Consider the following 16,815-nt stretch of genomic DNA (forward strand, 5'->3'; position numbering starts at 1 on the left):
GCTACTGCGCGAAAGCGCATAGACTGTGTCCAGGGAAACCGGCTCGACCCAATTCGAAGTGCCGCCGACACACGTAAACCTATTTCAAATCGAGAAGATATTGTCATTTAACGTGTATTGAAAAAGGCACCCTGGGGGGTTACCTATCCCTCGCAAATTATTGACCATGAAAGATTAGGAAAACTATTGAAATGGAAGGGAGATTTACCACAGATCATCTCAAGCAACTCCATAGAATATTTTTCACATCTCGTGAAATAGATAGACTTGAACGAGAATTCATTAAGCAAGGCATAGCACACTTTCATGTTTCCGGTGCCGGACACGAGTCGACGGCGCTGTTGAATGAATTCCTTCATGACGACGATTGGCTGCATCTGCACTATCGCGACAAAGCCCTGATGCTGGCGCGCGGCATGCCCATTCGTGAGTTTTTTTCCAGCCTTCTCGCCACGGGCAATTCGCATTCCGCCGGCCGCCAGATGAGCGCGCATCTTTCCTCCCGCGCTCTCAACATCACGTCCATCGTTGGTCCGGTCGGCAACAATGCACTTCATGCCGTCGGTGCCAGCGCAGCGCTGAAGCATAAGGCAGGCATGCCGATCGCCATCTGTTGCGTTGGCGACGGCACCACGCAGCAAGGCGAATTTCTGGAAGCCGTGGCCGAAGCCGTGCGCGGCCAATATCCGGTCGTCTTCGTCGTCGAGGACAATAGTTTCTCCATCTCGACGCGGACCAGAAAGCAGACCTTCTTCGATCTGCCGACCGGCCCCGCACCATCCTTCTACGGCCTCGACATCATCCGTGCCGAAGGCGACGATCTGGCGGCCTCGCGCGAAGCCTTCCGCAAGGCCGTCCGCCATAGCCGCAACAACCGCACGCCGAGCCTTGTCGTCATCAACATGGAGCGGCTGACCGACCACACCAACGCCGACGACCAGAAGACCTATCGCACGCAGGATGAGATCGAGAACGCGGCTTACCGCGATCCTCTCATCAATTTGAGAGTCGCCCTGCTGAAGGCGGGTATCGACGACACCGCGCTGGACAAGATCGAAAAAGACCTGACTGCAGAAGTGCAGGCGGAAGCAGCCCTTGCCCGCAAGGAAGATGCGCCTAAGGTCGAGCCGGAAGCAAAAGCGCCCTACCCAGCCTCCTTCGACAAGACAGCCGAATATCGCGGCGGCGCCAGTGCTGCGACGCTGACGATGCGCGAGGCGCTGAACGGCGTGCTCGACAAGCAGCTGGCCAACAATCCGGATGTCGTCCTCTTCGGCCAGGACATCGAGGACCCCAAGGGCGATGTCTTCGGCGTCACACGCGGCCTCAGCACGAAGTATCCCGAGCGCGTCTACAATGCGGCGCTGAGCGAATCGACCATCGTCGGCACCGCCGTCGGCCGGGCGCTAGCCGGCCAGCGCCCCGTCGCCTTCCTGCAATTCGCCGATTTCCTGCCGCTCGCCTATAACCAGATCGTCTCGGAAATGGGCAGCATGTTCTGGCGCAGCAATGGCGACTGGGAATCGCCCGTCATCCTGATGGTGAGCTGCGGCGGTTACAAACCCGGCCTTGGACCGTTCCACGCGCAAAGCTTCGAGAGCATGCTGGCGCACACGCCCGGGATCGACGTCGTCATGCCCTCCACCGCCGGCGATGCTGCCGGCCTGCTCAATGCCGCTTTCGAATCCAGACGCCCGACCGTCTTTCTCTATCCGAAGGCTGTGCTCAACAATTCCGACGGCCGCACCTCCGTCGATGTCGACCAGCATTTCGTCCGTCCCGGCCTGTCGCGTTATATCGCCCGCGGCCGCGACCTGACGCTGGTCACCTACGGCAACACGGTGTCGCTCTGCGCCAAGGCGGCAAGCGCCTTCGAGACCCAGGGATTTTCGGTCGAGGTCATCGACCTGCGTTCGATCTCGCCATGGGATGAGAAGGAAGTGCTGGCCAGCGCCAAGCGCACCAAGCGCCTGATCGTCGTGCATGAAGACAACCGCACGGTCGGTATGGGCGCTGAAATCGTCGCCACCGTCTCCGAAAAGGCCGACGTGCCTGTCGTCGTCCGCCGGCTTGCCCGTTCTGACTCGCATGTCCCCTTTAACTTCGGCAACCAGCTGGAAACGCTGCCATCCTACAGCAAGCTGGTCGATCTGATGGCCGAAGTCCTCGAATGCGAGGTCACCTGGCATGAAGAGGACAAGTCTGGCCCGACGGCCGCGATCAAGGCGATCGGCTCTGGCCCCGCCGACGAAAACGTGCTGGTGACCGATCTCCTGGTGAAGCCTGGCGATACGATCGAGGTTGGCCAGCTCGTCGCGGTGGTCGAGGCGACCAAGGCTTCGGTCGAGATCTGCGCCAATATTGGCGGCGTGGTGCAGGAAGTCTTCGTCAAGATCGGCGACCAGATCGCCACCGACAGCCCACTTCTGACCGTGGACGCCGACCGCGACCTCAGCGAGCGCAATTTCGCGCTGGCTTCCGAGGTCCAGAACAAGTTCGTGCTGCGCCGCCTGAAGTCGCACGCCATCCCGGCGCTGCGCCGCCATTCCGGTAATTTCACGGAAATCGCCGTCAGCGGCATGGGCTTTGCGACCGGCGCCCGCCGTGTCAGCAATGAAGAGATCATCCATAACTGGCCGAACCGGCGCGCAGAGGAAATCTTCGCGCTGACCGGCATCAAGAGCCGCTATTGGGTCGGCCCCGGCGAAAGCACGCTGAGCCTGGCGACCAAGGCCGTTCGCGACCTTCTGCACCAGACCAATACGACGATCCATGACATGGACCTCGTCATTGCCGCTACCGGCACGCCCGATATCGCGACGCCGTCGCTCGCAAGCCGCGTTTCGGTTGCCGTTGCCGAAGACGGCGTGCGGCCGTCGCTCGCCGCCTACGACATGGGCGCCGCCTGCTCCGGCTATCTCTATGCCCTGCAGCAGGCTTACGATTTCATTGCCCAGCAGAACGACGCCAAGGTGCTGATCGTCACCTCGGAAGTGCTGTCACCGCTGCTCGACATGAGCGATTTCTCCACCGCCATCCTGTTCGGCGACGCCGCCACCGCCTGCCTGGTGACCAGCCGCGACATGGCGCGCAATCCGCTGTTTGCAGCCAGCCGCCCGGTCATCAGCGGCCGTCCGGAACCGGGCGATCTTCTCTATGTACCGCTGCCGGACAAGGGCGTCATTTCCATGAACGGACGCTCGGTCTTCACCGAAGCCGTTCATTCCATGTCGCGCTCGATCGAGGATGCCTGCGTCGATGCAGGATTGGAGCTTGCCAATCTCGACCTTCTGGTGCCGCATCAGGCCAACCAGCGCATCATCGACACCATCGCCAAGCGCAGCGGCCGCCCGGCGCTGAGCGTCATCGAGAACTACGGCAACACCAGCTCGTCGAGCATTCCGCTCGCCATGATGCATGTCGCCAAGGAACGCTCCGAGCCACTCAACCTTGGCCTCGTCGCCTTCGGCGGCGGCATGACCTCGGGCGCAGCCATCGTACGCACGATCAAGTAACCGCAAACGGCTCTTCACATCGACCAAAACAAAACCCCGAAATCCGCAGCGGATTCCGGGGTTTTTCGTAAGATTAACAAGCCAGTGCTAACTACGCCTTCGGGCGGTTTCTCAGCGCCTCGGCTTCGGCATAGAATTTCTTTTCCCATTCTTTATGATTGTCGAGGCCCTCTTTGATGAAGGGCGTGAAGATCGCCAGGTTCATCAAAGCCCAGTTGACGATGCGGGCCGGGAATTTCAGCGGCTTGACGAAATCGACGAAGAGGACGACGCGGGTCTTGTCGGTGTGGTTCCAGGCCTCATGCTCATAGGCGTCGTCAAAGATCAGCGCCTTGCCTTCTTCCCAGTGGCAGATCTGCTTGTCGACGCGGATGGCGAGCTGGTCCTTCGGCTCCGGTACGATCAGGCCGACATGCAGGCGCAGCACGCCGTTATAGGGGCCGCGATGGGCGGGAAGGTGCTTGCCCGGCTCGAAGATCGAGAACATCGCCGTCGTCAGTCCCGGGATCTTCTGCACCGCCGCCCAGGTGTTCGGGCAGGCCTTGATGTTCTGCTCCGACTTCACGCCGAATCCGAGAAGGAAGAAGGTCTTCCAGCGGTTATCGGTCGAGATGGTCTTCACATCGGTAGAAATGTCCTGGAAGGTCGGCAGCTCACTCTGGCGTTCCAGCACCTTTTCCAGCTCGGCACGGATCGCGGGATAATCCTTCTCGATCTCGGCGGCCCAGGGGAAAGTGGCGTTGTCAAAGACCGGCGGATTGCCGAGCTTGGCGTATTTCAAATTAAGGCTTTCGGCCCAGGCGACGACGCCCATAAAGAAGCGTGTGACTGTGCTTGGGCGATCCATCGGCGCGATGCCGGTTGTACCAAAGGTTTGTTCCGGAGCATTCGGCTCGGCGGTTGTGGGAGCTGGTGCGCTCAAAGTGCTCTCCGTCATGTCTGTCTGCGTAGGGGTTGTTTGGGAGGAGGAAATCTTGTCTCAGGGGAATTTGCGCGGGAATCTTGGAGCGGCAATAGGTCCAGCAACGTCTGCATTTGCCTGGCCGATCCACGATCTGCGCCCGACTCCTCTGTTATGCAATGATCATAATAAGCGATTATATGAGTTCATTAGTCGAATTTCGCAAGAGTATCCGTTCGCAAGAGCGGGGCTTTGTCGTGCGTATTTTTCAATGCCTGTTTTCTGCGGATATCTGCCCCGGAGCCGGCGGAAATACGGCCGAGCCCAAGATTTTTTCCGCAATGATTTCACAATTTTGCGAGCTCACGGCTCATCTCGCTTGGTCTTGGTGTTCAGCAGCGAGCGGATCGATACGCCGGACGAAATGCCGCCGTCAGCGGCACCCTTCACGACGCCGACACGCTGCGACAAATAGATGCTGGTATGGCCGCTACAGATGTAGGCGAGGAAGCAGGCGACGGCGAGATAGACCGTGTGTGTCGCACCGAAGAGCTCGATGCCCATGATCATGCAGGCGAGCGGCGTATTGGTAGCGCCTGCGAAAACCGCGACGAAACCGAGTGCCGCGAAGAGATCGACCGGCGCGCCAAGAATGGCGGCGATGGCATTGCCAAGTGCGGCGCCGATGAAGAACAGCGGCGTCACCTCGCCGCCTTTGAAGCCAGAGCTCAGCGTCACGATAGTAAAGACCGCCTTCCAGAACCAGCTGCAATAATCGACGCGCGCCGGATCGAAGAAGCCCGGGATCGTCGCATCGCCAGGATTGGGTGACCAGACGCCGAGACCGAGATATTCTCGGGTGCCGAGCGCATAGACGAGGCCGATCAGTACGATGCTGGCAATCACCGGCCGGAGCGGCGCATAGGCACAAACTTTCTTGAAGGCAGCCGACATCCTGTGGGAAATCTCGCTGAAGCAGCGGGCCATCAGCCCGAAGAGCACGCCGGCAATGCCGACCTTCAGAAGCAGCAGCGCATCGAGATGGAAGGTGCTAGCCGGCGTGCCGGCGAGATAGGCGATATGGTACTGGATGTGCTCGATACCCCAGGCATGGCAGGTCCAGTCGGCCGCGATCGCCGCCACAAGGCTGGGGATCAGCGCTTCATATTGCATACGGCCGATGGTCAGCACTTCGAGCGCGAAGACTGCGCCTGCGATCGGCGTACCGAACACCGCGCCGAAACCGGCGGCGATGCCGGCCATCAGCAGGATGCGGACTTCGGCGTGGCTCAGTCGGAAAAACCTGGCAAAGGCACTGGCGATGCTGCCGCCGAGCTGCACCGCCGTTCCCTCGCGCCCCGCCGAACCGCCGACCAGATGCGTCAGGACGGTCGAGACCAGGATGAACGGCGCCATGCGCAGCGGTACGCCACCGCCCGGCTCATGGATCTGCTCGACGATCAGATTATTGCCGCCCTCCGCGCCCCGTCCGAAACGCTGGTACGCCAGCACCATCAGGAAACCGGCAACCGGCATCAGGAAGATCAGCCAGGGATAGTCGAACCGCGCCTGCGTCGCCCGGTCAAGGCTCCAGAGAAACAATGCACAGAGCGAGCCGACCACGGCCGCCATCGGCACCACCAGAAAGATCCATTTGAATATGCTGCGCAACTGCTGGAAACGATGATGAAAGAACTCGGATGCCGACATCAGTTCGCCCCTCCCGGAAGACCAGCGATGAGCCTGACGGGGACAAGGATCATAAAACAAAGTTGGGGTAACAGCAGGATTGCGGACACGACTCTACTCCTTCGCCCCACCGGGCACGTTGAGTAGGAGTCATCAGCTTCCCTGAATCTTCAGAGCAGCGGTTCGGCCACCATGGCCCGGCAGAAATCCATTACCGTTGGATTTTTCATACAGATAAGGAAGCGTCCCTGTCAATCCGGGCGCCGCGGATGCGGCCGCCCTTCAAACTGCTTTGGCGATCATTTCGATCGGCGCGATCAGGCCGCTGCCGACCGACGTACCGACATTGCCCACGCGCTCCGCCGCCTTCGGCCCCATCAGTGCGCCGAGGCTCAGCGACTGGCCGCCACCGGCGGCGCTTGCGCGCATCTCCTGCGCCAGTCGGATTGCCAGCGCACTGCGATCCTGCTCGGACTCCACCGTGAAGCCGGCCTCGCTGAGCAACTGTCGATAGGTTTCGGGCGTACAAACGAAGCTCGTCTCCGGCGTCATCGCCCAGGGCATCGGATAGGGCAGCTCGCCGGCCCGCATCTGCATAATTTCATAGAGACCGAACCGGCCGCCGGGCTTCAGCACGCGTCGCACCTCGGCAAACAGCCTCGCCTTATCCTCGATGTTCATGCCGACATGAATGAGCGTGGCACGCTCGAAGCTTTGGTCGGCAAAGGGAAGCGACAGCGCGCTCGCCTGGCGGAACAACACCTGCGCGGCCATGCCGCAACGCTCGGTCAGAACATTGGCGACCTTGACGAATTCATCGGTCAGATCGACTCCGGTGACGATAGAGCCATAGGTGCTGGCCATATAGCGCGCCGGCCCGCCAAGTCCCGATCCGATATCAATCAGCCGCATGCCGTCGATCAAATCGAGATCCCGGGCAAACTCCCGCGTGGCCTCGCGCCGTCCGAGATGGAATTCATCGACCCCGGCAAGGTCGTCGATGCTAAGATGATCGATATCCTTGCCGCCGGCGGTAAGCCCCGCAAGGATCGTTTCTTCCAGTGAGCCGTGCGTATAATGACTCGCAACCTTTTCCTCGGTGGACATGACCCCTCCTCCCATGACCTCGCATTCAGAGCATGATGGAAGGATGCTGCACCTGCCTCCCTATCCCGTCAAGCAATTGGGCAGATCTCAATGAAACGGCCGCCCGAAGGCGGCCGCTTGAATGTCGAAGATAAAGCAGGGGCAACCTCAAACCTTGAGTTCGCGCCGCTCCGTTTCTGTGACCATGGCAAGATCCAGCACACGCTGCAAATTGGCGGCATGGCGGAAGCTCGGATCCTGCGGGCTGCCGGTCATCACCGCATCGGCGAAACGCTGATAATTGGTCAGTACCGGCGGCACTTCGATGACCTTCCACGTCGCCGTTTCAGTGTCGTCGCCAAGGCAACCGCGCAGCTCCGAACCGTTGGGGCTGTGGTTGACTTCCAGCCCGCCGCGTTCGCCATAGATGCGCAGCTTCAACTCGTTCAGATGCCCAGTCGCCCAGCGGCTCGCATGCACGACACCGAGCGCGCCATTGGCGAAATCGACCGACATGGAGAAGCTGTCATTGGCATCAAGCGTATATTCGCCGATGCGCTCATCCGGAGCCTTATTGAAGGTCTTTAGCCGAGCGAAGACATGATCGATATCGGTCGCTGCGCCATAGGCGGCGAAATCGAGGATATGGATGCCGATATCCCCGAGCACGCCGTTGGAACCGTGCCCGGTCGACAGCCGCCACAACCACTTGGATTCGCTCCGCCAATCGCCCCAGGCCCTGGAGACGAGCCAGCTCTGCAAATAGGAAGCCTCGACATGCTTGACCGTGCCGATCTCGCCCGAGATCACCATCTCACGCGCCTTCTGCAGTTGCGCGACATTGCGGTAGGTCAGGTTGACCATGTTAATGACGCCGGCTCGTTCGGCCGCCTCCGTCATCTCCAGCGCCTTGTCGTAATTCTCCGCCAGCGGTTTCTCGCAGAGAACATGCTTGCCCGCGGCCAGCAGCGGCAAGGTCGTCGGGTGGTGGGCCTTGTCCGGCGTGACATTGGTCGCCGCGTCGAAGTCGCCCCAGGCCAGCGCCTCGTCCAGCGACAAGAAGCGGTTCTTGATATCGAACGTATCGGCGAAGGCGGCGAGCCTCGTCGCATCCGTATCGACGGCGCCGACAATCTCGACGCCTGGAATACGGACGAAATGCTCGGCTTGGTTCTTCGCCATGCCGCCCGTGCCAACAATTATGAGACGCATTTTATACCTCAGCGATAACCGGCTTCGCCGGCCTGGTGGAGTTTAGGACCACGTTCGACGATCGGCTCCAACGCCTTCTCGACCGGCACGTTCGGCGCATCATGGATGCTCGCCTGTGTGCCGAGCGGATTGTGCGCCCATTTGACGGAGTTGATCAGAACCTTCTGCACGGTGTCGTTGTGATAGGTCGGATAGGTCTCGTGACCGGGGCGGAAATAGAAGATATTGCCGGCGCCACGACGCCAGGTCATGCCAGAGCGGAAGACTTCGCCGCCCTGGAACCAGGAGATGAACACCGTTTCCAGCGGTTCGGGAACGGAGAACTGCTCGCCGTACATTTCTTCGTTTTCCAGCTCGAAATGTTCGCCGAGACCGGCAGCGATCGGATGGCGCGGGTTGATGACCCAGAGTCGCTCGCGTTCGCCCGCTTCGCGCCATTTCAGCGCGCAGGGCGTGCCCATCAGCCGTTTGAAGACCTTCGAGAAATGGCCGGAATGCAGCACGATAAGGCCCATACCTTCCCAGACGCGCTTGGCGACACGCTCAACGATCTCGTCACTCACGGCGCCGTGGTCCTTGTGGCCCCACCAGAGCAGCACATCAGTGTCCTTCAGCCGGGCTTCGCTCAGGCCGTGTTCCGGCTCCTGCAACGTTGCAGTGGTTGCTTCAATGCCGGCATCGGCATTGAGCCCCTTGGCGATCGTCGTATGCATGCCCTCCGGATAGATGTCGGCGACGACCTTGTTTGTCTGTTCATGAATGTTCTCGCCCCAAACGACGGCACGAATAGTCATTACGGCACTCCTCTAATACCATTGAGATTGAACAGGTTATGCGATCCAAAGCGCTTTGGAAAAGCGCCACTTTCAGGCCTCCATCAGCCCTTCCAGCGCAAGAGATAATGCGTCCGAAGCGATTTGACAAAGGCTAAAATTACCATGCGAAACACCTGTCTTTTCAGTGCGACACGGATTTTGAAAACAGGTTGACGACGATGACGCCGGCGATGATCAGACCAAGGCCTATGACCGCCGCCAGATCAAGTTTCTGGCGGAAAAACACCAGCCCGACGGTGGAGATCAGCACGATGCCGAGCCCGCTCCATATGGCGTAGGCAATGCCGACCGGGATCACCCGCAGGGTCACAGACAGGCAATAGAAGGATGCGGCATAGCACAGCACAAGCACGATCGAGGGACCGAGCCGGGTGAACTGCTGCGACATCTGCAGTGCCGTCGTGCCCATCACCTCCAGCACGATCGCCACCATCAGCACCGCATAAACGGACGCGTTCGCCATCAAACCCTCTCGATATTCATTAGAGTTGCGTGAGCTCGATCAGCCGCTCGACCAGTTTCTCGCGGGCGCTCTCGTCCATCGCATGGCTGTCGAGCAGATCGGCGAGCCAGATCCCATCGGTCGCCAGCCGCACGATCGCCGCATCCACGGAGGAGTCCGTGCCGACATATTCCTCGCTGCGTTCGCGCACCCAGTCGAGCCAGCGCTGCCGCAATTGCGGCTCGCTGAGCAGCACCATCGTCACCTGAGCCCAATCCTTCGTTTCCTCGGGTTGGTCGCGCAGCGCCAGGCAGGCGCGAAGGTAGCCGCGGGTGAAGCGCCCATGCGGCAGCGGATCGGCTCGCATCTCCTCCTCGATCGCCCGGTCCAGCCGCTCGATCAAACTGTCGAACAAGGCCTCCAGCAGCGTATTCTTGTTGGGGAAATGATGCAGCAATCCGCCCTTGCTGACCCCGGAGGCACCCGAAACCGCATCCAGCGTCACCGCCGTCATGCCCTTCTCCGACGCCAGCCGCGCCGCCACCTCCAGCAACTGCTGGCGGACGAGCAAAGGCTGCTTCTTTCTGTGGTGCGCTGTAGACATGGCGACATAACATACCAGTTGGACGGTTTCGTCAATGCGCTGCGTGATGGGCTACGTCGTTCTGGTCGAAAATGGTCAGCTTTGCCCCATCGACGGCAAAGACGATCGGCGCACCGCTAGTGATGGTCGTCATGCCCGGGTCGGTGCCAATGATCTTCGAGCCGTCCTTCAGCCGGACATGGACGAGCGACCGGTCGCCCAACCGCTCCACCGTCTCGACCGTTCCGGCGATGTCGCCCTTGTCCGCAGTGGTCGCCACCAGATATTCCGGCCGAATGCCGAGCGTCAGCTCCGAGCGCGCCATACCGTTCACCGAAACCGCAGTCTTGATGATCGATCCGTCCGGCAAAGTCGCCGTCGCAAAGCCCCCGGCCTCGCCGACGCCGGCCACGTTGACGAAGTTCATTCCGGGTGAGCCGATGAACTGGGCGACATAGCGCGTCGCCGGCCGCGTATAGATCTCCACCGGCGTCGCCACCTGTTCGATCTTCTTGTTGTTCAACAGCACGATCCGGTCGGCAAGCGTCATCGCCTCGATCTGGTCGTGGGTGACGAAGACCATCGTTGCGCCCAGCCGCTCATGCAATTGCGCAAGCTCGACGCGGGTGCGGTTGCGCAGACCAGCGTCGAGGTTGGACAGTGGCTCATCGAACAGGAAGACATCGGGCTCGCGCACGATAGCGCGGCCAATGGCGACACGCTGACGCTGGCCGCCCGAAAGCTCCGATGGCTTGCGGTCAAGCAGATGCGGCATCTCCAATATGGTGGCTGCGATGTCGATGCGCTTTGCGATCTCGGCCTTCGGTGTACCGATGTTTCTGAGACCGAACGACATGTTGTCACGTACCGTCATATGCGGATAGAGCGCGTAGGATTGAAACACCATCGATACGCCGCGTTCGCCGGGCGGAAGCTGGTCGACCCGCCGTCCGCCGATCCAGACCTCACCGCTGGTGATCGCCTCAAGCCCTGCGATCATCCGCAGCAGAGTCGATTTACCACAGCCGGAGCCGCCCAGGAACACGACGAATTCGCCGGGCTCGATCGTGAGATCGATGTCGTTGAGAACCTGCACCGCACCGAAATGCTTGGTGACGGATTTGATGTTGATTCCTGCCATTTTTCCTCCTCCGGAAGAATTGAACTTCGCCAGACCTGCTGTTTCTCTCTTTATGTTCCCGGCATTCGTCTATTTGACAGCACCAGCAGCCACGCCCCGCGTCAGGGTGCGTTGGAAAATCAGGAAGAAAATCACCGTCGGCGTGACGCCGAGCAGCGAAGCTGCGGCAACCGCCGTCGGATCCTGCGTATTGGCGCCTGAGAGGACACCCATGGCGACCGAAACCGTCTGGTTGTTGTTGGAGACCAGGAACACCAGCGGGATCAGGAACTCGTTCCAGGTCCAGATGAAGAAGAAAGTCGCAAGCACGGCAAGTGTCGGCCTGAGAACCGGCACGATCACCAACCACAGGATCTGCCAGCGGCTCGCATTGTCGATCTGCGCCGCCTCGATGATCTCACGCGGGAAGGTGGTCAGCACCGAGGACAGAAGATATGTGCCGAAGGCGGTGTGCAGCACGCCGACGATCAGGATCACCGACAGCATGGAATCGAATAGGCCCACCTGCTTGGCCATGTAGTAAAGCGGATAGATCAGGGCTTCCTGCGGCGCCATGATCGAGATCAGCAAGATTACCAGCAACACCCGCCCTCCCCGCACGCGACCGATGCCGATGGCATAGGCATTGAGGAGACTGAGAACGACCGCGAGAATGGCGGTGCAGCCGCTGATCAGGATGCTGTTGAAAAGCTTTCGCGTAAAGTCGACATTGCTCCAGAAATTCTTGAGCGCCGTCAGGTCGAAGCTATGCGGGAAGGCAAGCGGACCATTGGCCGCATAATCGGTCGGGGTCTTGATGGCGTTGAAAGCCGCCAGGAAGAACGGAAACAGCGTACCACCAAGAAAAACGAACAGAACGGCCAGGACGATCCAGCGGGTCACGCCCTTCTTCTGGCGATGCTCCGTCGGCGCATCCGATGCGACCGTGGCCGAAAGTGAAGCCGTAGCAGCCATCTCAGTGTCCCCCTTCGGTCTGTTTGGATTGCATGCGCAGGAAGAAGATACCGAGCATGATCGTTACGACGGTTTGCAGTGTCGCAATCGCGGCCGCATAGCCGACGCGGTTGGTGGTGAAGAAGTGGTAGTAAGAGAGGTAAGACGGCACCGTCGTCGCATTGTCCGGCCCGCCGGATGTCAAGACGTAGATCGGCGCGAAAACCTTCAGGGCGGCGATCAACGTGGTGAGAGCAACCACGAAAATCTCCGGCATCAGCATGGGGATCGTGATGTAGCGAAAACGGCCGAACCAGCTGGCATTGTCGAGCTCGGCGGCTTCGTAGAGCGAAGGATCGACCCGCGCCAGCCCCGACATGAAGACCACCAGACAGTAGCCGACCTGGATCCAGACAATGACGGCGGAAACGGCCCAGAGCGCGTAACTTGCATCCCCCAGCCAGTTCTGCGCCATGAAATCGAGGCCGATCGCTTTCAGGACTGCGTTGACGATCCCGATCGGATTGAGGATCCACCCCCACAGCACGCCGGCTGCGGTCAGCGGCAAAATCTGCGGCAGATAAAAGCCGGCGCGGAAGAAGCTCGACAAGGTCTCGCCGAACTGTGCGCTGATATAGTCGAACAGCACCGCCGCCAGCACCAGGCCCAGAATGATCGGCACGATCGTCATCGAAATGATGAACAGGAGCGTGTGCTGGATCGATCCCCAGAATGCCGCGTCCACGAGCAATCTCTCGTAGTTTTGAAACCCGACATACCTCGGCGTTCCAATGCCCTTCCAGGTCGTGAAGCTGATCGCGAAATTGGCGATCAGGGGGACAAGCACGATCAGAGCGAACCCCAGCATGCCGGGCAGAATATAGAGATAATACCCCGCCCTGCCGGAGTTTTTGGACTTCTCCATCGCATTCCTCCAGTCCGAGACAGCGAGACGGCATCAAGCCGTCCCGCCGCTGCGAATTGCTCCAGTACAGGGGTTACTGCGCTGCCTGCGCGTCGTCGTAAGCCTTCTTCAGGCGATCGGCGAATTGCTCCGGCGTCGTCGAGCCATTCACCAGGCCGGTGGTCGCCTGGATCAGCAGCTCATAATAGCCGGGAACCGGCCAGTCCGGATAGAAACCGAGACCGCCCTTGCTCGAGATCTCGTTGAAGAGCTCGACATTGCGCTTGCCGACCGGATCGGTGATCGCTGCCGGATCTGCAGCAATGGCCACGCCGCCGAAATTGGCTTGGTCATTCTGGTTCTGTTTGCTCAGCACCAGATCGATGAACTCATAGGCGAGATCCTTGTTCTTGGAGCTTTTGGGCACCATGAACAGGTTGCCGGTCGAACCCGTGCTGTATTTCGGGGTCGGGAAGATGAACTGGCTCCACTTGAAATTCTTGATCGTGCTCGCGAAATTGCCGTTGTTCCAGGTTCCGCTGACAAACATCGGCGCTTTGCCGGAAGAGAAGAGGTTGTCGGCACCTCCCGTCCCCTTCAGACCCGTCGAATCCTTGGAGATGTAACCCTTCTTGACCCAATCGACGATCTTCTGCGCGGCAAACAGGAAAGGCTTGGTATCAAGCGGCGCCTTGAGGCCCTGATAGTTCTTAACCCAGGTATCGTCAGCCTGTGTCAGCGCCAGCGTATAGAGCAGATGCTGCGCATTGGAGTCGACTGTGCCATAAGCGAGTGGTGTGATGCCTTTCTTCTGGAAAGTCTCCAGGGCGGCCTCGAATTCGTCCAGCGTCGTCGGCACCTTGATGCCGTTGGCCTCGAACATATCGATATTGTAGAAGACCGAGACGAACTCGGCGTTGACCGGAAGGCCGATGATCGGACCGGAGCCGTAAACGCCGCTCTGATCATATTTGCTGAGCTGCGTGTTGGTTTCGTTGACAATCTTGTCCCAACCGCGCGTCTTGAATTCATCGTCAAGCGGGGTCAGAAGGCCCTGCGAGGCGACGAGACCGGCCGTCGCATTACCCTTGTTGTATTCCAGCACGTCCGGCGCCTGGTCCGAATTGAGAATAAGGCTGCCTGCCTTCTGCAATTGCTCAAAGGTCTTCTGTTCAAAATTGATCGTGACATCGGGATGCTTGGCCTTAAGTTCGCCGAGCGCCTTCGTCCAGGCCTTGGCCTGAGGTGTATCCGGCAGCTCATACCACCAGACATTTAATGTCTTGCTCTGCGCTTGCGCGACGCCGGCAGCCAACAAGAGCGACATGCCGGCGGTGATCGCCAGCTTCGAAAACATGTTCATAAATTGTCCTCCACCATGCGAACCGTGACGGTCTCAGTCCGACGGCATGGCTCGCGATGCCCGTCGGTGCTCCTCTTATTTCACCCCTCGTCCGTTCATCGACGATGAGACGAACCACTTGGATGTCGCAACGCTCCTCCGTTCCGATATCCGGGCCGACTGGAACGCCGCACGGCGACGCCGCTCCAGTTCCCCGAATTAACGCATAACTCCGTCCTTAAATCGATTCAGATTTAAGGAGCGGGCACGCTATTCGACGAATTCGCCGCCCCGGCTGTGCTTCAGATAGTTCAGGCCATGGATCTGACCAGTCATTTCCAACTCGTCGCGATAAACCGGGTCATGCCAGCCTTCGATATCGATCGATCCCGACCAGCCGGCGAGACGCAATTCGGAGATGATGTCCGTCCAGTTGCTGTCGCCGAAACCTGGCGTACGCATGAAGACGAACTTCTCTTTGCCGAAAATGCCGTGCTCCTTGATGACGTCCCAGCGGATCGTCGCGTCCTTGCCGTGAACGTGAAAGATTTTGCTTGCCCATTTGCGGATCTGCGGCAGCGGCTCGATCAGATAGACCATCTGATGGCAGGGTTCCCATTCGAGGCCGATATTGTCGTCCGGCGTCTCGTTGAACATCAGCTCCCAGGCATCCGGATTATGCGCGATGTTCCAGTCGCCGGTTGCCCAGTTGCCGTCCATGGCGCAGTTTTCGAAGGCAATCTTGATGCCCTTGTCGGCGGCTCGCTTGGCAAGCTCGCTCCACACCTGCTTGTAGCGTGGCAGGCTGTCGGTCAGCGGCTTGTTGCGAATCCGGCCGGTGAAGCCGGCAACGCAGGTGGCGCCGAAGTGATGGGCGTTGTCGATGCAATCCTTCCAGCCCTGCAGCGTCTGCTGATCGAGCTCGGTGGTTTCAAGCGGATTGCCGAACATGCCAAGCGTGGAAATGGTAATGTCGCGGCTGCCGATGGCGTCGAGGCAGCGCTTGCCGAGCTCCGCCAGATTCTGGCCGTTGGTCGTCTGCCAGAAGAAGGGTTCAAAGCTTTCGAAGCCGTGATCGGCGATCTTGGCGATGCCCTTGGCGGCATCCTCACTGGTCGCCTTGATCATCGTTCCGATGCGGATGGCCTTTGCCGGATTTGTCATGGTCTCACTGTCCTTATGCTTAGATTTCGATACGCCGGCCCGACTTGGCGCTTTCGATCGCGCCGAGGACCATTGCGAGGCTATGAATATTGTCGCTGCTTTCGGTCTCCGGCCGCTTGCCCGTCTTCACCGCATCGATAAAGGAGGCGATGACGCTGGCATGCCCATGCGTCTCGTCATCATGCCTGGGGCCGGGAACGTCGATGGGGGTAAAACCATGCAACAGGCCCGGCTCATGGCCGGCGACGGAAGCTTCGAAATGTTCTTCGCCGTCCCAGGTCAGCATGCCTTTGCTGCCGGTGAGCCGCCATTGGCTCTCCCAGCTCGTGCGCTTGCCTTCAGTGCACCAGGAGCCGCGATAGCTGAAGACGACGTCGTCGGAAAACTCGAATAGCGCATGCGCGGACGCACCATGCCTGTACCAGGACCCGGCAGGGTTCTTCTCGACGCAATAGACCGAAAGCGGCGTCTTGCCGGCAACGAAACGGGCGGCATCGAAAGTATGGATCGCCATGTCGAGCAGGAGTACATTGTCCATCTCCTCACGGAAGCCGCCAAAATGCGGCCCGAGGAAGAAATCGCAATGAATGCCGGTGAGCTCGCCGATCGCGCCCTCTTCGACAAAGCGGCGCAGACGGCGCACGCCGGAGATGAAGCGGCGGTTCTGGATGATGGCGTGTACCTTGCCGGTCTTGGCGGCGAGATCGATGAGGGCAGCCCCCTCTTCAAGCGAAGTTGCCATCGGCTTTTCGCTGAGGACATGGCAGCCGGCTTTCAGCGCCGTCGAGACAACGCCGAAGCGAGCGGCGGGAATGACGACATCGAACACCAGGTCGGCCTTCGTCGCCGCGATGACTGCGGCAAGGTCCGAACCGATAACGGCCTCTTCGAGACCGAACTCTTTCGCAAGGTTTTCGGCGGTCGCTCGATTGAGATCGACCAGGCCCACGACATTGATGGTTTCGGCAAGCGACGGCGTCGAGGCGATGGCCTTGAGCCAGCCTTTGGACATAGCTCCGCACCCGCACAAAATGGCGTTAAATTTCACGATTCCCTCCAGCGAATGG

Annotated in this window: 14 protein-coding genes and 1 riboswitch; of the genes, 1 reads left to right on the plus strand and 13 read right to left on the minus strand. The window is 59.8% G+C overall.

Annotated features, from left to right (window positions below):
- Positions 1-191 precede the first annotated feature (191 nt).
- Entirely contained in the window at positions 192-3,515 is a 3,324-nt protein-coding gene (locus RRH01S_RS16435; RefSeq protein WP_037221147.1) for a thiamine pyrophosphate-dependent enzyme, read from the plus strand.
- A gap of 91 nt (positions 3,516-3,606) precedes the next feature.
- Here the strand turns inward: RRH01S_RS16435 and olsC are convergent, their stop codons facing one another.
- The 13 genes from olsC to RRH01S_RS16500 form a co-directional block, all read right to left on the minus strand.
- Positions 3,607-4,452 (minus strand): ornithine lipid ester-linked acyl 2-hydroxylase OlsC, encoded by an 846-nt coding sequence (gene olsC / locus RRH01S_RS16440; RefSeq protein ID WP_080705442.1) that lies wholly within the window; start codon positions 4,450-4,452, stop codon positions 3,607-3,609.
- 327 nt (positions 4,453-4,779) lie between these two features.
- Positions 4,780-6,126 carry a voltage-gated chloride channel family protein gene (locus RRH01S_RS16445; protein ID WP_042473161.1) on the minus strand — a complete coding sequence of 449 codons (1,347 nt, stop codon included), beginning with the start codon at positions 6,124-6,126 and terminating at the stop codon, positions 4,780-4,782.
- A gap of 116 nt (positions 6,127-6,242) precedes the next feature.
- Positions 6,243-6,330: riboswitch (Fluoride riboswitch) on the minus strand.
- 57 nt (positions 6,331-6,387) lie between these two features.
- The gene (locus RRH01S_RS16450) at positions 6,388-7,212 is read right to left on the minus strand and encodes a class I SAM-dependent methyltransferase (protein ID WP_034517781.1); all 825 of its coding nucleotides are present in this window, start codon (positions 7,210-7,212) and stop codon (positions 6,388-6,390) included.
- A gap of 147 nt (positions 7,213-7,359) precedes the next feature.
- Positions 7,360-8,403: a Gfo/Idh/MocA family protein gene (locus tag RRH01S_RS16455; protein ID WP_007689827.1), complete on the minus strand. Its 1,044-nt coding sequence runs from the start codon at positions 8,401-8,403 to the stop codon at positions 7,360-7,362.
- Between the two features lie 8 nt (positions 8,404-8,411).
- Positions 8,412-9,197 carry a ThuA domain-containing protein gene (locus tag RRH01S_RS16460; RefSeq protein WP_007689835.1) on the minus strand — a complete coding sequence of 262 codons (786 nt, stop codon included), beginning with the start codon at positions 9,195-9,197 and terminating at the stop codon, positions 8,412-8,414.
- A gap of 163 nt (positions 9,198-9,360) precedes the next feature.
- Complete coding sequence (locus RRH01S_RS16465; protein WP_007689838.1) at positions 9,361-9,702, minus strand: DMT family transporter; 342 nt, start codon at positions 9,700-9,702, stop codon at positions 9,361-9,363.
- 19 nt (positions 9,703-9,721) lie between these two features.
- The gene (locus RRH01S_RS16470; RefSeq protein WP_034517779.1) at positions 9,722-10,285 is read right to left on the minus strand and encodes a TetR/AcrR family transcriptional regulator; all 564 of its coding nucleotides are present in this window, start codon (positions 10,283-10,285) and stop codon (positions 9,722-9,724) included.
- A gap of 31 nt (positions 10,286-10,316) precedes the next feature.
- Positions 10,317-11,405, minus strand: coding sequence for an ABC transporter ATP-binding protein (locus RRH01S_RS16475; protein WP_034517778.1), 1,089 nt, complete (start codon positions 11,403-11,405; stop codon positions 10,317-10,319).
- 69 nt (positions 11,406-11,474) lie between these two features.
- The gene (locus RRH01S_RS16480) at positions 11,475-12,359 is read right to left on the minus strand and encodes a carbohydrate ABC transporter permease (protein ID WP_034517776.1); all 885 of its coding nucleotides are present in this window, start codon (positions 12,357-12,359) and stop codon (positions 11,475-11,477) included.
- 1 nt (position 12,360) lies between these two features.
- Entirely contained in the window at positions 12,361-13,263 is a 903-nt protein-coding gene (locus tag RRH01S_RS16485) for a carbohydrate ABC transporter permease (protein ID WP_007689845.1), read from the minus strand.
- Between the two features lie 73 nt (positions 13,264-13,336).
- Positions 13,337-14,605 carry an ABC transporter substrate-binding protein gene (locus RRH01S_RS16490; protein ID WP_007689847.1) on the minus strand — a complete coding sequence of 423 codons (1,269 nt, stop codon included), beginning with the start codon at positions 14,603-14,605 and terminating at the stop codon, positions 13,337-13,339.
- Between the two features lie 249 nt (positions 14,606-14,854).
- Positions 14,855-15,748: a sugar phosphate isomerase/epimerase family protein gene (locus RRH01S_RS16495; RefSeq protein WP_012652080.1), complete on the minus strand. Its 894-nt coding sequence runs from the start codon at positions 15,746-15,748 to the stop codon at positions 14,855-14,857.
- 19 nt (positions 15,749-15,767) lie between these two features.
- A complete protein-coding gene (locus RRH01S_RS16500) occupies positions 15,768-16,796 on the minus strand; it encodes a Gfo/Idh/MocA family protein (RefSeq protein ID WP_034517773.1) in 1,029 nt (342 codons plus the stop codon).
- Positions 16,797-16,815: the final 19 nt, after the last annotated feature.

The organism is Rhizobium rhizogenes NBRC 13257 (genome assembly GCF_000696095.1).
In the GTDB taxonomy this organism is placed as follows: Bacteria; Pseudomonadota; Alphaproteobacteria; order Rhizobiales; family Rhizobiaceae; genus Rhizobium; species Rhizobium rhizogenes.

What these genes read in the sequence shown, in the direction of transcription:
- RRH01S_RS16480 (WP_034517776.1), bottom strand. Translation starts at nt 12,359, where the DNA reads ATGGCTGCTACGGCTTCACTTTCGGCCACGGTCGCATCGGATGCGCCG.
- RRH01S_RS16465 (WP_007689838.1), bottom strand. Translation starts at nt 9,702, where the DNA reads ATGGCGAACGCGTCCGTTTATGCGGTGCTGATGGTGGCGATCGTGCTG.
- RRH01S_RS16470 (WP_034517779.1), bottom strand. Translation starts at nt 10,285, where the DNA reads ATGTCTACAGCGCACCACAGAAAGAAGCAGCCTTTGCTCGTCCGCCAG.
- RRH01S_RS16490 (WP_007689847.1), bottom strand. Translation starts at nt 14,605, where the DNA reads ATGAACATGTTTTCGAAGCTGGCGATCACCGCCGGCATGTCGCTCTTG.
- RRH01S_RS16485 (WP_007689845.1), bottom strand. Translation starts at nt 13,263, where the DNA reads ATGGAGAAGTCCAAAAACTCCGGCAGGGCGGGGTATTATCTCTATATT.
- RRH01S_RS16455 (WP_007689827.1), bottom strand. Translation starts at nt 8,403, where the DNA reads ATGCGTCTCATAATTGTTGGCACGGGCGGCATGGCGAAGAACCAAGCC.
- RRH01S_RS16445 (WP_042473161.1), bottom strand. Translation starts at nt 6,126, where the DNA reads ATGTCGGCATCCGAGTTCTTTCATCATCGTTTCCAGCAGTTGCGCAGC.
- olsC (WP_080705442.1), bottom strand. Translation starts at nt 4,452, where the DNA reads ATGACGGAGAGCACTTTGAGCGCACCAGCTCCCACAACCGCCGAGCCG.
- RRH01S_RS16450 (WP_034517781.1), bottom strand. Translation starts at nt 7,212, where the DNA reads ATGTCCACCGAGGAAAAGGTTGCGAGTCATTATACGCACGGCTCACTG.
- RRH01S_RS16475 (WP_034517778.1), bottom strand. Translation starts at nt 11,405, where the DNA reads ATGGCAGGAATCAACATCAAATCCGTCACCAAGCATTTCGGTGCGGTG.
- RRH01S_RS16435 (WP_037221147.1), top strand. Translation starts at nt 192, where the DNA reads ATGGAAGGGAGATTTACCACAGATCATCTCAAGCAACTCCATAGAATA.
- RRH01S_RS16460 (WP_007689835.1), bottom strand. Translation starts at nt 9,197, where the DNA reads ATGACTATTCGTGCCGTCGTTTGGGGCGAGAACATTCATGAACAGACA.
- RRH01S_RS16495 (WP_012652080.1), bottom strand. Translation starts at nt 15,748, where the DNA reads ATGACAAATCCGGCAAAGGCCATCCGCATCGGAACGATGATCAAGGCG.